Source organism: Buttiauxella gaviniae (genome assembly GCF_040786275.1).
Taxonomy (GTDB): domain Bacteria; phylum Pseudomonadota; class Gammaproteobacteria; order Enterobacterales; family Enterobacteriaceae; genus Buttiauxella; species Buttiauxella gaviniae_A.
On record NZ_JBFMVT010000002.1, the window covers coordinates 2,777,670 to 2,793,868 of the forward strand.

At 50.7% G+C, this 16,199-nt stretch carries 17 protein-coding genes; 15 read left to right on the forward strand and 2 right to left on the reverse strand.

Annotated elements, in window-relative coordinates; genetic code table 11:
* The first annotated feature begins 64 nt into the window (after positions 1–64).
* The 12 genes from skp to AB1E22_RS13535 all read left to right on the forward strand — a co-directional run bounded on the left by skp (position 65) and on the right by AB1E22_RS13535 (position 13,744).
* Positions 65–565 carry a molecular chaperone Skp gene (skp, locus tag AB1E22_RS13480; RefSeq protein WP_367595763.1) on the forward strand — a complete coding sequence of 167 codons (501 nt, stop codon included), beginning with the start codon at positions 65–67 and terminating at the stop codon, positions 563–565.
* A gap of 3 nt (positions 566–568) precedes the next feature.
* Positions 569–1,594 carry a UDP-3-O-(3-hydroxymyristoyl)glucosamine N-acyltransferase gene (lpxD, locus tag AB1E22_RS13485; RefSeq protein WP_367595764.1) on the forward strand — a complete coding sequence of 342 codons (1,026 nt, stop codon included), beginning with the start codon at positions 569–571 and terminating at the stop codon, positions 1,592–1,594.
* A gap of 116 nt (positions 1,595–1,710) precedes the next feature.
* Positions 1,711–2,166, forward strand: a complete 456-nt coding sequence (fabZ, locus tag AB1E22_RS13490; protein WP_121264562.1) for a 3-hydroxyacyl-ACP dehydratase FabZ — start codon at positions 1,711–1,713, stop codon at positions 2,164–2,166.
* Positions 2,167–2,169: 3 nt separating this feature from the next.
* Positions 2,170–2,958 carry an acyl-ACP--UDP-N-acetylglucosamine O-acyltransferase gene (gene lpxA, locus AB1E22_RS13495; RefSeq protein ID WP_367595765.1) on the forward strand — a complete coding sequence of 263 codons (789 nt, stop codon included), beginning with the start codon at positions 2,170–2,172 and terminating at the stop codon, positions 2,956–2,958.
* Positions 2,959–4,107, forward strand: coding sequence for a lipid-A-disaccharide synthase (lpxB, locus tag AB1E22_RS13500; protein WP_367595766.1), 1,149 nt, complete (start codon positions 2,959–2,961; stop codon positions 4,105–4,107).
* Positions 4,104–4,700: a ribonuclease HII gene (gene rnhB / locus AB1E22_RS13505; RefSeq protein WP_367595767.1), complete on the forward strand. Its 597-nt coding sequence runs from the start codon at positions 4,104–4,106 to the stop codon at positions 4,698–4,700. Before lpxB ends, rnhB begins: the two co-directional genes overlap by 4 nt.
* Positions 4,701–4,738: 38 nt before the next feature.
* The gene (gene dnaE / locus AB1E22_RS13510) at positions 4,739–8,221 is read left to right on the forward strand and encodes a DNA polymerase III subunit alpha (protein WP_367595768.1); all 3,483 of its coding nucleotides are present in this window, start codon (positions 4,739–4,741) and stop codon (positions 8,219–8,221) included.
* A 12-nt stretch (positions 8,222–8,233) separates the two neighbouring features.
* The gene (gene accA, locus AB1E22_RS13515) at positions 8,234–9,193 is read left to right on the forward strand and encodes an acetyl-CoA carboxylase carboxyl transferase subunit alpha (RefSeq protein ID WP_367595769.1); all 960 of its coding nucleotides are present in this window, start codon (positions 8,234–8,236) and stop codon (positions 9,191–9,193) included.
* 266 nt (positions 9,194–9,459) lie between these two features.
* Positions 9,460–11,601, forward strand: a complete 2,142-nt coding sequence (locus AB1E22_RS13520; protein ID WP_367595770.1) for a lysine decarboxylase LdcC — start codon at positions 9,460–9,462, stop codon at positions 11,599–11,601.
* Between the two features lie 56 nt (positions 11,602–11,657).
* On the forward strand, positions 11,658–12,047 hold the full coding sequence (locus AB1E22_RS13525) for a VOC family protein (protein ID WP_367595771.1): 390 nt from the start codon (positions 11,658–11,660) through the stop codon (positions 12,045–12,047).
* Between the two features lie 78 nt (positions 12,048–12,125).
* On the forward strand, positions 12,126–13,436 hold the full coding sequence (gene tilS / locus AB1E22_RS13530) for a tRNA lysidine(34) synthetase TilS (protein ID WP_367595772.1): 1,311 nt from the start codon (positions 12,126–12,128) through the stop codon (positions 13,434–13,436).
* Positions 13,433–13,744 (forward strand): c-type cytochrome, encoded by a 312-nt coding sequence (locus AB1E22_RS13535; protein WP_367595773.1) that lies wholly within the window; start codon positions 13,433–13,435, stop codon positions 13,742–13,744. The genes tilS and AB1E22_RS13535 overlap by 4 nt, the downstream gene beginning before the upstream one ends.
* Positions 13,745–13,793: 49 nt before the next feature.
* Here AB1E22_RS13535 and rof read toward each other — a convergent pair whose 3' ends face one another.
* Positions 13,794–14,054, reverse strand: a complete 261-nt coding sequence (gene rof / locus AB1E22_RS13540; protein WP_121815684.1) for a Rho-binding antiterminator — start codon at positions 14,052–14,054, stop codon at positions 13,794–13,796.
* Positions 14,041–14,241 (reverse strand): YaeP family protein, encoded by a 201-nt coding sequence (locus AB1E22_RS13545; RefSeq protein ID WP_367595774.1) that lies wholly within the window; start codon positions 14,239–14,241, stop codon positions 14,041–14,043. The genes rof and AB1E22_RS13545 overlap by 14 nt, the downstream gene beginning before the upstream one ends.
* A gap of 205 nt (positions 14,242–14,446) precedes the next feature.
* On the opposite strand from AB1E22_RS13545, the gene AB1E22_RS13550 reads away from it, so the two are divergent.
* Genes AB1E22_RS13550 through nlpE form a run of 3 tightly spaced genes read left to right on the forward strand, consistent with a single transcriptional unit; the run spans position 14,447 to position 16,141 of the window.
* Positions 14,447–14,989, forward strand: a complete 543-nt coding sequence (locus AB1E22_RS13550) for a YaeQ family protein (RefSeq protein ID WP_367595775.1) — start codon at positions 14,447–14,449, stop codon at positions 14,987–14,989.
* Positions 14,989–15,408, forward strand: coding sequence for an alternative ribosome rescue aminoacyl-tRNA hydrolase ArfB (arfB, locus tag AB1E22_RS13555; RefSeq protein ID WP_367595776.1), 420 nt, complete (start codon positions 14,989–14,991; stop codon positions 15,406–15,408). Before AB1E22_RS13550 ends, arfB begins: the two co-directional genes overlap by 1 nt.
* A 37-nt stretch (positions 15,409–15,445) precedes the next feature.
* Entirely contained in the window at positions 15,446–16,141 is a 696-nt protein-coding gene (nlpE, locus tag AB1E22_RS13560) for an envelope stress response activation lipoprotein NlpE (RefSeq protein ID WP_367595777.1), read from the forward strand.
* The last annotated feature ends 58 nt before the right edge of the window (positions 16,142–16,199 follow it).

A 16,199-nucleotide genomic window follows, 5' to 3' on the forward strand; every position in this document is an offset into this window, starting at 1 on the left:
ATGCAGAACTGGCGCGCGTAAAAAGAGTGTCTCAGGACACATACGGGATGGTAAGGAGTTTATTGTGAAAAAGTGGTTATTTGCCGCAGGTCTTGGCATCGCTATGGCTGCATCAGCCAGTGTTCAGGCAGCTGACAGCATTGCTGTAGTTAACATGGGTAACCTGTTCCAACAGGTTGCACAAAGCACCGGTGTGTCTAAAACTCTGGAAAACGAGTTTAAAGGTCGCGCAAGTGAATTGCAGAATATGGAAGGCGATCTGCAATCCAAAATGCAAAAGCTGCAACGTGATGGTTCTACCATGAAAGCTGCTGACCGTAGCAAAATGGAAAAAGATCTGATGGCTCAACGTCAACAGTTCCAGACGAAAGCACAGTCTTTTGAGCAGGATCGTCAACGTCGTTCTAACGAAGAACGTGGCAAACTGGTTACTCGTATCCAGAGCGCAGTGAAGAAAGTTGCTGATGACAAAGGCTACGACGTAGTTCTGGATGCTAATACCGTTGCTTATGCAGGCAGCAGTGTTAAAGACATCACTTCAGATGTACTGAAACAGGTTAAATAAGTAATGTCTTCAATTCGACTGGCTGATTTAGCCCAGCAGTTGGATGCAGAATTGCACGGTGATGGCGATATCGTCATCACCGGCGTTGCATCTATGCAAACGGCCCAGGCTGGCCAAATCACGTTCATGGTTAACCCTCGCTACCGTGAGCAATTGGCTGTTTGCCAGGCTTCTGCCGTCGTTATGACTGAAGCCGATCTTCCTTTCGCCCATAGCGCAGCGCTGGTAGTGAAGAATCCCTACCTCACTTACGCACGTATGGCGCAAATTCTTGATTCCACGCCGCAACCTGCGCAAAACATTGCCCCAAGTGCAGTGATTGACGCGACAGCGACGCTGGGTAATAACGTAGCCATTGGTGCTAACGCGGTTATCGAATCTGGTGTAGTACTGGGTGATAACGTTGTGATTGGTCCAGGCTGTTTTGTGGGTAAGAACACCAAAATTGGTGCAGGCACACGCCTTTGGGCGAACGTGTCGATTTACCATGAAATTCAGATGGGTGAGCAGTGCCTGGTTCAGTCCGGCACGGTCATTGGCTCTGATGGTTTTGGCTATGCTAACGATCGCGGTAACTGGGTGAAGATCCCTCAGATTGGCCGGGTGATCATTGGCGATCGCGTTGAGATCGGCGCGTGTACCACAATTGACCGTGGTGCACTGGACGACACGATTATTGGCAATGGTGTTATCATTGATAATCAATGCCAGATTGCACATAACGTTGTGATTGGCGACAATACTGCCGTTGCTGGTGGTGTGATCATGGCGGGCAGCCTGAAAATAGGCCGTTACTGCATGATTGGCGGTGCCAGTGTTATCAATGGCCATATGGAAATCTGCGATAAAGTCACGGTAACGGGGATGGGCATGGTAATGCGTCCTATCACAGAGCCGGGAGTTTATTCCTCAGGGATTCCGTTACAGCCGAACAAAGTGTGGCGTAAAACAGCTGCGTTGGTGATGAATATTGACGAGATAAGCAAACGCTTGAAATCCGTTGAGAAAAAAATCAATCAACAAGACTAAAAGTCACCCGCCCAAGACGCGTTAGTGCTTACTGATTTGCGGCCTGCTAGCTATCCCGAGATAGACGCAGGCCGTGTTATTATTGTCATTTGGTACATTTAGACAGGAAGAGTATCTTGACTACCGACACTCATACTCTGCACATCGAAGAGATTTTAGAACTTCTGCCGCACCGTTACCCGTTCTTGCTGGTAGACCGCGTGCTGGATTTTGAAGAAGGCCGTTTTTTACGTGCAGTAAAAAATGTCTCAGTAAATGAGCCGTTTTTCCAGGGCCACTTCCCTGGTAAACCGATTTTCCCAGGCGTGCTGATTCTTGAAGCGATGGCGCAAGCCACCGGTATTCTTGCGTTTAAAAGCGTAGGTAAACTGGAACCTGGTGAGCTTTATTACTTTGCTGGTATTGATGAAGCGCGTTTCAAACGTCCTGTCGTGCCAGGTGACCAAATGGTCATGGAAGTTACTTTCGAAAAAACCCGCCGTGGTCTGACTCGCTTTAAAGGCGTGGCAACTGTTGACGGTAAAATTGTCTGCGAAGCAACCATGATGTGTGCCCGCAGCCGGGAGAGCTAATACGTGATTGATAAATCCGCCTTTATTCATCCATCTGCCATTGTGGAAGAGGGCGCCGTTATCGGTGCTAATGTTCATATTGGTCCGTTTTGTATTGTTGGTCCGCATGTTGAGATAGGCGAAGGCACCGTGCTGAAGTCTCATGTTGTGGTAAATGGTCATACGACCATTGGCCGCGATAACGAGATTTATCAGTTCGCCTCCATTGGGGAAGTTAACCAGGATCTTAAATATGCTGGTGAACCGACTCGTCTGGAAATTGGCGATCGCAACCGCATTCGCGAAAGCGTCACTATCCATCGCGGAACAGAACAGGGCGGTGGCTTGACGAAGGTGGGCAGTGATAACTTGCTGATGGTCAACGCTCACGTAGCGCATGACTGTACGGTAGGAAATCGCTGTATTCTTGCGAATAACGCAACGCTTGCCGGTCACGTTTCTGTTGATGATTTTGCCATCATCGGCGGTATGACTGCGGTGCACCAGTTCTGCATTATTGGTGCACACGTTATGGTGGGTGGCTGTTCTGGTGTAGCGCAAGACGTTCCGCCGTATGTTATCGCGCAGGGCAACCACGCGACGCCGTTTGGCGTCAATATCGAAGGGCTTAAACGCCGCGGTTTCAGTAGAGAAGCCATCCACGCGGTTCGTAACGCGTATAAAATTCTCTACCGCAGTGGGAAAACCTTCGAAGAAGCGAAGCCTGAGATTGCTCAGATTGCCGAGCAGCATCCAGAAGTGAACGCATTTATTGAATTCTTTGCACGCTCAACGCGTGGTCTGATTCGTTAAATGAAACCTGGTCGTCCGCTTACGATTGCCCTGGTCGCCGGAGAAACTTCCGGCGATATTCTTGGTGCTGGCCTGATTCGAGCTCTGAAAGCGCGCGTTCCTGACGCTCGCTTTGTGGGGGTTGCCGGCCCTTTAATGCAGGCCGAAGGCTGCGAAGCCTGGTATGAAATGGAAGAGCTGGCGGTGATGGGCATTGTTGAAGTGCTTGGTCGCCTGCGTCGTTTACTTCATATTCGCGCCGATCTGACCCGCCGCTTTACTGAATTACAGCCTGATGTTTTTGTCGGTATTGATGCGCCTGATTTTAATATCACGCTGGAAGGCAATCTCAAAAAGCAGGGTATTCGCACGATTCATTACGTTAGTCCTTCTGTTTGGGCATGGCGTCAAAAACGTGTTTTCAAAATTGGCAGAGCAACCGATCTGGTGCTCGCTTTCCTGCCTTTCGAAAAAGCGTTTTACGATAGATTTAATGTCCCGTGCCGTTTTATCGGTCATACCATGGCAGATGCCATGCCTCTTGATCCCGATAAAAACGCCGCGCGAGCGACGCTCGGAATTTCCCCTGATGCCAAATGTCTGGCGTTATTGCCGGGGAGTCGCGGTGCCGAAGTAGAAATGCTCAGTGCCGATTTCCTGAAAACGGCACTGTTACTACGCGAGCGTTTCCCGGGCCTGGAAATAGTTGTTCCGTTGGTTAACGCCAAACGCCGTGAACAATTTGAACGCATTAAGGCTGAAGTTGCCCCCGATCTGACGATGCATTTACTCAATGGGCAGGGGCGCGAAGCCATGGTAGCCAGCGATGCTGCGTTATTGGCATCCGGTACGGCAGCACTTGAGTGCATGCTGGCAAAATGCCCAATGGTTGTCGGTTATCGTATGAAGCCCTTTACCTTCTGGCTGGCTAAGCGTTTGGTAAAAACCGATTACGTTTCACTGCCAAACCTGTTGGCGGGCCGAGAGCTGGTCAAAGAATTGTTGCAGGAAGAGTGTGAGCCCACTGCACTTGCTCAGGCTCTGCAACCGTTGCTTGAAGACGGTGCACAAAGCCATCAAATGCACGATACCTTCCGTGACCTGCATCAGCAGATTCGTTGTAATGCCGATGAACAAGCGGCAGATGCGGTGTTGGAGCTCGCGCAATGATTGAATTTATTTATCCGCATACGCATCTGGTTGCCGGTGTTGATGAAGTGGGGCGCGGCCCGCTGGTAGGGGCGGTCGTCACTGCTGCGGTGATTCTTGATCCCGCAAAACCTATTGTTGGCCTGGCTGACTCGAAGAAACTCTCTGAAAAACGCCGGAATGCGCTATACGATGAAATTATCGAAAAAGCACTCTCCTGGAGCCTTGGGCGTGCGGAACCAGAAGAGATCGACCAACTCAATATTTTACATGCCACCATGTTAGCGATGCAGCGTGCCGTTGCGGGTCTTTCCGTCGAGCCTGAATATGTTTTGATTGATGGCAACCGCTGCCCTGCATTACCGATGCCTTCGCTTGCCGTTGTTAAAGGTGACAGCCGGGTTGCAGAAATTAGCGCCGCATCAATAATTGCCAAAGTGACGCGCGATCGTGAAATGGCGGAGCTCGATCTCTGTTTTCCGCAATACGGTTTCGCTCAACATAAAGGCTACCCAACCGCTTTCCATCTGGAAAAGCTGGCAGAGCATGGTGCGACAGAGCACCATCGCCGTAGTTTTGCTCCGGTCAAACGCGCTCTCGGACTGGCGTCCTGATTTGCGGACGTACGTTACACATCTAAACGGAATGAGAAATGGCTGAACCACGTTTCGTACACCTGCGGGTGCACAGCGACTACTCCATGGTTGATGGCCTGGCAAAAACCGCTCCGCTGGTAAAAAAAGCCGCGGCGATGGGAATGCCGGCGATCGCGATTACCGATTTCACCAACCTTTGCGGGCTGGTGAAGTTCTATGGTGCTGCACATGGCGTAGGGCTCAAACCAATCATCGGGGCTGATTTTAACGTCGCGAATGAATTGTTGGGTGATGAACTTAGCCATCTAACCGTGCTCGCCGCAAACAATGTCGGATATCAGAACCTTACGCTACTCATTTCCAGAGCGTACCAGCGCGGTTATGGTGCTGCGGGGCCGATAATTGACCGGGCATGGCTTGCCGAACTAAACGAGGGGCTTATTCTGCTCTCCGGCGGGCGCATGGGGGATATTGGCAAAAACTTGTTGCGTGGAAACGCGGCGCAGCTTGATCTGTGTCTGGAGTTCTACCAGCAGTATTTTGCCGATCGCTTCTACCTGGAACTGATCCGTACCGGTCGTCCTGACGAAGAAAGTTATTTGCATGCCGCTGTTGCTCTGGCGGATGAGCGTGGTTTGCCGGTCGTGGCAACCAATGACGTGCGGTTTATAGAAGCGACAGACTTTGACGCTCACGAAATTCGCGTCGCTATCCACGACGGCTTTACGCTTGACGACCCAAAACGTCCGCGAAACTACTCTTCACAGCAATTTTTGCGTACTGAAGAGGAAATGTGCGAGCTGTTTTCTGACATTCCAGAAGCGCTGGAAAACAGCGTAGAAATCGCCAAACGTTGTAACGTAACGGTGCGCCTCGGCGAATACTTCCTGCCGCAATTCCCAACAGGCGAAATGTCTACCGAAGACTTCCTGGTAATGAAATCCAGGGAAGGGCTCGAAGATCGTCTGGAATTCTTGTTCAAAGATCCTGAAGAGCGAGCTGCGAAAAGAGCGCCGTATGACGAACGTCTGGAAATCGAACTTAAAGTTATTAACCAGATGGGCTTCCCTGGCTACTTCCTGATCGTTATGGAATTTATCCAGTGGTCGAAAGATAACGGTGTGCCGGTAGGCCCGGGGCGTGGTTCTGGTGCGGGTTCGCTGGTGGCGTATGCCCTAAAAATTACCGACCTCGACCCGCTGGAGTTTGACCTGCTGTTCGAACGTTTCCTTAACCCGGAACGTGTTTCGATGCCTGACTTCGACATCGACTTCTGTATGGAAAAACGCGATCGGGTTATCGACCACGTAGCAGAAATGTACGGGCGCGAGGCGGTATCGCAAATTATTACCTTCGGTACTATGGCTGCTAAAGCGGTTATCCGCGACGTAGGCCGTGTACTGGGGCACCCGTACGGATTCGTCGATCGTATCTCGAAATTGATCCCACCCGATCCGGGGATGACGCTTGCCAAAGCGTTTGAAGCTGAACCGCAACTGCCAGAAATTTATGAGGCTGACGAAGAGGTTAAAGCGCTGATCGATATGGCGCGTAAACTTGAAGGTGTGACGCGTAACGCCGGTAAACATGCCGGTGGCGTGGTGATTGCACCTACAAAAATCACAGATTTTGCGCCACTTTATTGTGACGATCAGGGGCAAAACCCCGTTACCCAATTCGATAAAAACGATGTGGAATATGCAGGCCTGGTGAAGTTCGACTTCCTCGGTTTGCGCACCCTGACGATTATCGACTGGGCGCTGAAGATGATTAATCCTCGTCGGGCAAAGCAGGGTTTAGAGCCGATTGATATCGCCGCTATTCCGCTCGACGACAAGAAAAGTTTCGACATGCTGCAACGCTCGGAAACCACAGCGGTATTCCAGCTTGAATCCCGCGGCATGAAAGATTTGATCAAGCGCCTTCAGCCTGACTGCTTCGAAGATATGATCGCACTGGTAGCGCTGTTCCGCCCGGGCCCGCTGCAATCAGGCATGGTAGATAACTTTATCGACCGTAAGCACGGGCGAGAAGCTATCTCTTATCCGGATATTCAATGGCAGCATGAAAGCCTGAAACCGGTGCTGGAACCGACCTACGGCATTATCTTGTATCAAGAACAGGTGATGCAGATTGCGCAGGTGCTGGCGGGTTACTCGCTGGGCGGCGCGGATATGTTGCGTCGTGCGATGGGTAAAAAGAACCCCGTCGAGATGGCAAAACAGCGTGGCGGCTTTGAAGATGGTGCGAAGTCACGCGGCGTTGATGGCGAATTGGCGATTAAAATCTTCGACCTGGTAGAGAAATTCGCCGGTTATGGGTTTAACAAATCTCACTCTGCAGCTTATGCGCTGGTTTCTTACCAGACGCTGTGGTTGAAGGCACACTACCCGGCAGAGTTTATGGCCGCGGTAATGACCGCGGATATGGACAACACCGAGAAAATCGTTGGCCTGGTCGATGAGTGCTGGCGCATGGGTCTGAAAATTCTGCCGCCGGATATTAACTCCGGGCTGTACCATTTCCACGTGAACGATGACGGTGAAATTGTTTACGGCATCGGTGCGATTAAAGGTGTCGGTGAAGGGCCAATTGAAGCGATAATTGAGGCGCGTAACGAAGGCGGTTATTTCCGCGAGTTGTTCGACCTCTGTGCGCGTACCGATACGAAAAAGCTTAACAAGCGAGTGCTTGAAAAGTTGATTATGTCCGGGGCATTTGACCGCCTCGGGCCGCATCGTGCCGCGCTGATGAATGCTTTAGGTGACGCGCTTAAAGCTGCTGACCAACACGCAAAAGCAGAAGCGATTGGCCAGGTGGATATGTTCGGTGTTTTGGCTGATGAGCCGGAACAAGTTGAGCAGTCCTACGCGAGTGTCATTCCGTGGCCTGAACAAGTGGTGCTGGATGGTGAGCGTGAAACGTTGGGCTTGTACCTGACGGGCCACCCCATTACCCAGTATCTGAAAGAAATTGAGCGCTATGTCGGTGGCATGCGCCTCAAAGAGATGCACCCGACAGAACGTGGTAAAATGACCACGGCTGCGGGTCTGGTGATTGCTTCGCGGGTGATGGTTACCAAGCGCGGCAATCGCATTGGCATCTGCACTCTGGACGATCGTTCTGGTCGTCTGGAAGTGATGCTATTCACAGATGCGTTAGAAAAGTACCAGCATCTGCTGGAAAAAGACCGTATCCTGATCGTCAGCGGACAGGTCAGCTTTGATGACTTCAGCGGTGGCCTTAAAATGACCGCTCGCGAAGTAATGGACATTGACGAGGCCCGCGAAAAGTACGCGCGTGGGCTTGCTATCTCGCTGACGGACAGGCAAATTGATGACCAGCTTTTGAACCGTCTCCGTCAGTCCCTGGAACCCCATCGTTCGGGGACCATTCCAGTACATCTCTACTATCAGAGAGCGGATGCACGAGCGCGTTTGCGTTTTGGCGCAGCATGGCGTGTCTCCCCAAACGATCGTTTGCTCAATGAGCTACGTACGTTGATAGGTGCGGAGCAGGTGGAACTGGAGTTTGACTAATACAGGAATATTATGAGTCTGAATTTCCTCGATTTTGAACAGCCGATTGCAGAGCTGGAAGCGAAAATTGATTCTCTGACCGCGGTTAGCCGTCAGGACGAAAAATTAGATATTAATCTGGATGAAGAAGTGCAGCGTCTGCGTGAAAAAAGCGTAGAACTCACACGTAAAATCTTCGCCGATTTAGGAGCATGGCAGATTGCTCAACTGGCGCGTCACCCACAGCGCCCGTATACGCTTGATTACCTGCGTCTGGCTTTTGATGAGTTTGACGAACTGGCGGGTGACCGTGCGTATGCTGACGATAAAGCGATTGTTGGCGGGATTGCGCGTCTTGATGGACGTCCAGTTATGGTCATTGGCCATCAGAAAGGCCGTGAAACCAAAGAGAAAATTCGTCGTAACTTCGGGATGCCAGCCCCAGAAGGCTACCGTAAAGCATTGCGTTTGATGGAGATGGCTGAGCGTTTCAATATGCCAATCATCACTTTCATCGACACCCCAGGGGCTTACCCTGGTGTCGGCGCTGAAGAACGCGGCCAGTCAGAAGCTATCGCGCGCAACCTGCGTGAAATGTCAGGCATGAAAGTGCCGGTCATCTGTACTGTAATCGGTGAAGGTGGTTCTGGTGGTGCGTTGGCGATTGGTGTGGGTGATAAAGTGAATATGCTGCAATACAGCACCTATTCCGTTATCTCTCCGGAAGGTTGTGCGTCAATTCTGTGGAAAAGTGCTGATAAAGCACCTATCGCCGCAGAAGCGATGGGCATCATTGCTCCGCGCCTGAAAGAGTTGAAACTGATTGATACGGTTATCCCTGAGCCATTGGGTGGTGCACACCGTAACATTGAAGCGATGGCTGCTTCACTGAAAGCGCAACTGCTGGCTGACTTAGCCGATCTGGATGTGCTGAATACCGAAGAGCTGTTGGCTCGTCGTTATCATCGTCTGATGAGCTACGGCTACGCGTGATAATACCCGTCATACTTCAAGTTGTGGTGGGGGGCTGCACTCACAAACCCCAGTCAGTTACTTTAGTAAGTGAGTGGGGATGTGTTCCCTTGCTGCCTACCCAAAACTTGAATTAGTGAGGGTATGAGAATGAGAGGTCAGAAGAGATTCTGGCCTTTTTTATTATCTGAACTCCATACTTTAAGAAGCTTTACACCCCTGCGCTTGTCCTCGCTCTTGTTTCAATAAACTATGCTTACCTGAAGGTTTTTGCCAGGAGGTGAGCATTGAATATTATTGCAATTATGGGAGCGCACGGCGTTTTCTACAAAGATGAGCCAATCAAAGAGCTGCATCAGGCGCTGGAAGTTCAAGGTTTTCGTCTGATATACCCCACCAACAGTACCGACCTGCTTAAACTCATCGAACATAATCCGCGCATTTGTGGCGTCATTTTTGACTGGGACGAGTACAGCCTGGATTTATGCAGTGAAATTAATGCGCTAAATGAATATCTGCCGCTGTACGCATTTATTAATACGCATTCTTCGTTGGATGTCAGCGTCAACGAAATGCGCATGGCACTGTGGTTTTTTGAATATGCGCTTAGCGCCGCCGACGATATCGCCCTGCGCATCCGTCAGTACACCAATGAGTACCTGGATAACATTACCCCGCCGTTGACTAAAGCGTTATTCAATTACGTGAACGAAGGGAAATACACTTTCTGTACGCCGGGACATATGGCGGGGACGGCGTATCTTAAAAGTCCGGTCGGTTGCCTGTTCTATGACTTCTTCGGGGCGAATACGCTGAAAGCGGATGTTTCCATCTCGGTGACTGAACTGGGATCGCTGCTTGATCACACCGGACCACATCTGGAGGCCGAAGAATATATTGCCCGCACTTTTGGCGCAGAGCAGAGCTACATGGTGACCAATGGGACATCGACATCGAACAAAATCGTCGGCATGTACGCGGCTCCTTCCGGCAGCACGGTGCTGATTGACCGTAATTGCCATAAATCACTGACTCATTTATTGATGATGACGGATTTGGTTCCCATCTGGTTAAAACCAACGCGCAATGCTTTAGGTATTCTGGGGGGAATTCCGAAGCGTGAATTTATGCGTGAGAGTATCGACGCGAAAGTTGCTGCTACGGAAAATGCGCAGTGGCCGGTGCATGCGGTGATCACCAACTCCACATACGATGGCCTGCTCTACAACACTGAATTTATCAAGCAAACGCTGGATGTCCCTTCGATCCACTTCGATTCTGCATGGGTGCCGTACACCAACTTCCACCCGATTTATCAGGGGAAAAGTGGCATGAGTGGTGAGCGCGTGCCGGGGAAAGTCATCTATGAAACTCAATCCACGCACAAATTGTTAGCCGCACTGTCGCAGGCGTCGCTTATTCATATCAAAGGGGATTACGATGAAGAGACGTTCAACGAAGCCTACATGATGCATACCACCACTTCGCCAAGCTATCCGCTGGTGGCATCGATTGAAACGGCAGCGGCGATGCTGCGCGGCAACCCTGGTAAGCGTTTGATCAACCGTTCTGTTGAGCGAGCGCTGCATTTTCGCCGTGAAGTTCAGCGTCTGCGTGAAGAGTCTGAAGACTGGTTCTTTGATATCTGGCAGCCGGAATACATCGATGAAGCTGCCTGCTGGCCAATTTCACCTGGAGAAGAAGGCTGGCACGGTTTTAAAGATGCCGACGCCGACCATATGTATCTTGACCCGATTAAAGTCACAATTCTGACCCCCGGCATGGACGAGTTGGGAGAGATGGCGCAAGAGGGAATTCCCGCCGCGCTGGTGGCAAAATTCCTTGATGAGCGTGGCGTGGTGGTCGAAAAAACAGGGCCGTATAACTTATTGTTCTTGTTCAGCATTGGTATCGACAAAACCAAAGCGTTAAGTCTCTTGCGCGGATTGACAGAGTTTAAACGTTCCTACGATCTCAATTTGCGTGTCAAAAACATGCTGCCAGATTTGTACGCGCAAGACCCTGATTTCTACCGCAACATGCGAATCCAGGAGTTGGCGCAGGGCATCCATAAACTGATTAAGCAACACAATTTATCTGATCTAATGCTACGCGCTTTCGATGTGCTGCCTGAAATGAAAATGACGCCGCACCAGGCGTATCAACAACAGGTAAAAGGCAACGTTGAAACTGTTGAAATTGAGCAACTGCTAAATCGCGTTTCTGCCAACATGATCCTGCCGTATCCACCGGGTGTGCCGGTAGTCATGCCGGGAGAGATGATCACCAATGAAAGCCGTGCGGTACTTGATTTCTTACTGATGCTTTGTTCAGTGGGCGAGCATTATCCTGGCTTTGAAACCGATATCCACGGAGCCAAACTTTGCGAAGATGGTATCTATAGGGTACGAGTCCTAAAATCGGTATAGCGTATTGATTTACCGATGCATGATAGTTACCGTGCGAAAAAGACAAAGGAGTATTTATGCTGGGTTTAAAGCAAGTTCACCACATCGCTATCATTGCGTCGGATTACCCCACCAGTAAGCATTTTTACTGCGATATTCTTGGCTTTACGCTGCAAGCGGAAGCTTATCGTGAAGAGCGTGACTCGTGGAAAGGGGATTTGGCGCTGAATGGGCAATATGTGATTGAGCTGTTTTCTTTCCCGTTTCCTCCGGCAAGACCAAGCCGCCCGGAAGCGTGCGGGCTGCGTCATCTGGCTTTTAGCGTCGATGATATCGACAGCGCAATTGCACATCTGGAAAAAAACGGCGTGAAGTGCGAACCGGTTCGTATCGACCCCTTCACCGATAAGCGCTTTACCTTCTTTAACGATCCAGATGGTTTGCCCCTCGAACTTTATCAACAGTAGTTTAACCGGCGGTAATACTTGCCTCTCTTCCCTTTGCCCAGTAACGTGCTGGGCAAATCCTTACTTAAATTGCTGACTATGCCACTCCGCTCTCTCATTCGCTCACTTAATTCGCACCAACATTTTTTGGTGGCGTTTAGTGGCGGCCTGGATTCCACGGTTTTACTCCACCAATTGGTAATGCTGCGCGACACTCAGGCGATGGATATTCATCTTCGTGCGGTGCACATCCATCACGGGTTAAGCCCCTACGCAGATGAATGGGCGGCGCATTGCCAACAAATTTGTAGCCAGTGGAACGTGGCCGGGGAAGTGAAACGTGTGCAACTGGCTGACGAGGGGTTAGGTATTGAAGCCCATGCGCGAGCGGCTCGTTATAAGGCGCTGGCGCTAGCCCTGCGGCCCGGAGAGGTGTTGCTCACCGCGCAACACCTTGATGATCAATGCGAAACATTTTTGCTTGCCCTGAAGCGGGGAAGTGGCCCGGCGGGGTTAGCCGCAATGCCGGAGTGCCTGCGTTTTGGTGCAACAGAATTGATTCGCCCGCTGCTCGGACAAACGCGTAAACAGCTTGAAGCGTGGGCGAGTGAACATCAGTTAACATGGATAGAAGACGAAAGTAATCAGGATGATAGCTTTGATCGCAACTTCTTGCGGCTGCGCGTGCTTCCTGAAATAGAGAAACGGTGGCCGCATTTCCCCCAAAGCGTTGCCCGCAGTGCAGAATTATGTGGTGAGCAAGAACAGCTGCTTGATGAATTACTGGCCGAACAACTGAATACGCTCATTCAGGCTGATGGCTCATTGCTTATTGAGCCTTTGCTGCCGCTCAGTGCGATTCGTCGCGGGGCATTGCTACGCCGTTGGTTTGCAAGCCAAAATGCGTCCATGCCTTCACGGGCTTTGCTTGCACGGTTATGGGATGAAGTCGCGACCAGCCGTGAGGATGCGAATCCGCGCCTGAAATTTGGCGATTACGAAGTTCGTCGTTATCAGGGAGCGCTGTATTGGCTGCCTGTTACTCATGGATTAGGCGATAAAGTTGTTTCCTGGTGTGCGCCTTTTGCGCCCTTAAATCTTCCAGATGGATTGGGTACTCTGCAATGTGCGACTAATGGGCTGGAAATTCGCGCCCCTCTCGAGAGCGAACCCGTTACAGTGCGCTTTAAGGCATCCGGGCAATTCCATATTGTTGGACGTGAACGCGGGCGAAGTTTGAAAAAAATTTGGCAAGAGTTGGGTATTCCGCCGTGGCAACGAGAAAGAACCCCGCTGTTGTATTATGGCGAACAATTGATTGCCGCTCTGGGTGTTTTTGTTACCCGGGATGGACAAGCAACGGAACAATCATGCTGGCGTATAGACTGGCAAAAGGAGAATCAGCAATGAAGAGGATGATAATTTTAGCTGGCGTTCTGTTATGCGCTCAGCCGGTACTGGCAAAAGGCGACCCTGCGGCAGGTGAGCAAAAAGCCATGATGTGTGTGGCGTGCCACGGTGCAACGGGGAAAGTCTCTGTGCCAATGTACCCAAACCTGGCAGGCCAAAATGAGGCTTATCTTGAGCACTCATTGAAGGCGTATAAAAAAGGGGAGCGCAGCGGCGGGCAAGCGGAAGTGATGAAGGCTTACGTTAGCGGTTTATCTGATGAAGATATTAGCAACCTGGCGGCTTATTACGCCTCAATGAAACCGTAAAAAAACGGGCAGCCCTCAGAGCTGCCCGCGCATGCGGATACTTTGCGTATCAGGACTCGCTAACTACGACGGTACCAATTTCAGGATGGCTGAAGCTGGTAATTTTATCGAGGCGAACTTCGCGTGTGGCACCGGCATCATCGACAATCAAATATTCGATGTTTTTACGAGATACCAGGTCACTGGCTTTCGCCTTGAAAACTTCTCCGCTCTTTAACTCCAGCGTCAATAATAGGTGATGCTGGCAGGCGAGCTCGAGATTGTCATAGTCATCACAATTGATGGGTTGATAGGCATCATTCATTGACATGATCGCTCACCAGTAAGTTCGCGGCAGCATACGCCGCCTGTTCCCTAATAGATTCTGGTTGTGTCTCGTTGGAAGCCACTTCGTTCAGTACCTTCAAGACGCAGCCCAGTGCATCCGGAATGTAACCCAAATCTCCGCTGGCAATTTCCGCATAGCGCCGCCGTACTAATTCACAATACTTTTCCACACGCCCTCCTTTCAGAGTCCCAACCTCAGACTTAATCGTGGGATGACAGTTAAGCCTACGAAGATAAACTCTGTTTAGCAAGGTGACTATACCACAGGCATGAAACCGATATCAGCAGCATGACTCTCCATGTAGGTGAATACATAACAGCGTTTTAGCGAGGTTTTCGTTACAATGAGCGCCTAATTGTGTTCGGAGAAGTGTGATGGCGTTAAAAGCGACAATTTATAAAGCGATGGTGAATGTTGCGGATCTCGATCGCAACCAATTCCTGGATAGCAACCTGACGCTTGCGCGCCATCCTTCGGAAACGCAAGAGCGCATGATGCTGCGTCTGCTTGCGTGGATTAAATATGCCAACGAGCGCTTACAGTTTACTCGTGGATTAAGCGCTGAAGACGAGCCAGAAATCTGGCAGCGCAACGATCATATGGGGATCGACCTGTGGATTGATTTGGGGTTGCCGGAAGAAAAACGCCTGAAAAAAGCCTGCAGCCAGTCTGCTGAAGTGGCCCTGTTTACCTACAACAGCCGTGCGGCTGAAATTTGGTGGCAGCAGAATCAAAACAAACTCAGGCAGTATCCAAACTTGTCTATCTGGTATTTAGACGACGAACAACTGGCGAAACTCTGTGAGTTTGGCACGCGTTCGATGAACTTGCAGGCGACCATTCAGGACGGTGCTATCTGGTTGTCTGACGCTGAGAATAATCTAGAAATTCACTTCACGGCCTGGCAGCATCATTGATGATTGTGGTTTCCCGATCGGTCGCCATACCTGACAACGAAGTCACGATTACGGCTATCCGCGCTCAGGGAGCGGGCGGTCAGCATGTGAATAAAACCTCTACGGCTATCCATTTGCGTTTTGACATTCGCGCCTCCAGCTTGCCAGAATCTTATAAAGAACGTCTGCTGGCGGCCAGCCATCACCTCATTACGCCAGAGGGTGTGGTGATTATCAAAGCGCAGGAATACCGTAGCCAGGAGATGAATCGTGAAGCGGCAGTGGCAAGGCTGGTTTCACTGATTCAGGAATTGACCGTTGAGCAGAAAAGTCGGCGGGCGACGCGGCCTACGCGCGCGTCAAAAGAGCGCCGCCTGGCTTCAAAATCGCAGAAATCAACGACTAAATCGTTACGTGGAAAAGTCCGTCGTCCTGAATGACGAACGGCAAGATATTAACCAGCAGAAGGAAGAGATGGTGAAAAAGATTCTATTGTCAGCACTTGCTGCGTGCAGCTTGTTTGCGCTTTTTGGCTGTAATAACCGGGCAGAAGTTCAGACATTACAGCCGACGCAGGCCGCAGAACTGCAACCGATGCAGCAAAGCTATCGCGGGGTTTTACCTTGCGCGGATTGTTCCGGGATTGAAACCTCATTATTTTTAGAAAAAGACGGTACCTGGGTAATGAATCAGCGTTATCAGGGGGCGAAAGAGCCATCCGTTTTTGCTTCTTACGGTAGCTGGGCGCGTACGGCTGATAAATTAGTTCTGATCGATCGGGACGGTGAAAAGCTCTATTTCCGCCCAAAAGGTGACAGCCTGGAAATGCTCGATCGCGCAGGAAACACCATTGAGACTCAGTTCAATTACACCCTGAAGCCCATTAAAGAAGCGCTGCCTGCTACGCCTATGGCGATGAAAGGCATGTATAAATACATGGCCGATGCGGCGATTTTCCAGGATTGTGCCACCGGGAAAACCTTCGCGGTAGCCAGCAACGCTGAGCTTGAGAGAGGCTATGCGGCAGCACGAGGCGAAGATTTCCAGCCCGTCTTGCTGGTGGTTGATGCGCACTTTACGTTGCAAGCATCTCCAGACAGCGGTGAACTGAAGAAAACAGTGGTTGCTGACCGGGCCGCTAAGTTTGAACCGAAGAAAACCTGCCACGATTAATCAAATGAATAAAAAAAAGCCCTGCTAATGACTTAGCGGGGCTTTTTACTGAACACGA

Coding starts and splice junctions, on each gene's coding strand:
- lpxB (WP_367595766.1), top strand. CDS start 2,959: ATGAAACCTGGTCGTCCGCTTACGATTGCCCTGGTCGCCGGAGAAACT.
- rnhB (WP_367595767.1), top strand. CDS start 4,104: ATGATTGAATTTATTTATCCGCATACGCATCTGGTTGCCGGTGTTGAT.
- AB1E22_RS13525 (WP_367595771.1), top strand. CDS start 11,658: ATGCTGGGTTTAAAGCAAGTTCACCACATCGCTATCATTGCGTCGGAT.
- accA (WP_367595769.1), top strand. CDS start 8,234: ATGAGTCTGAATTTCCTCGATTTTGAACAGCCGATTGCAGAGCTGGAA.
- rof (WP_121815684.1), bottom strand. CDS start 14,054: ATGTCAATGAATGATGCCTATCAACCCATCAATTGTGATGACTATGAC.
- AB1E22_RS13550 (WP_367595775.1), top strand. CDS start 14,447: ATGGCGTTAAAAGCGACAATTTATAAAGCGATGGTGAATGTTGCGGAT.
- lpxD (WP_367595764.1), top strand. CDS start 569: ATGTCTTCAATTCGACTGGCTGATTTAGCCCAGCAGTTGGATGCAGAA.
- tilS (WP_367595772.1), top strand. CDS start 12,126: ATGCCACTCCGCTCTCTCATTCGCTCACTTAATTCGCACCAACATTTT.
- AB1E22_RS13535 (WP_367595773.1), top strand. CDS start 13,433: ATGAAGAGGATGATAATTTTAGCTGGCGTTCTGTTATGCGCTCAGCCG.
- dnaE (WP_367595768.1), top strand. CDS start 4,739: ATGGCTGAACCACGTTTCGTACACCTGCGGGTGCACAGCGACTACTCC.
- arfB (WP_367595776.1), top strand. CDS start 14,989: ATGATTGTGGTTTCCCGATCGGTCGCCATACCTGACAACGAAGTCACG.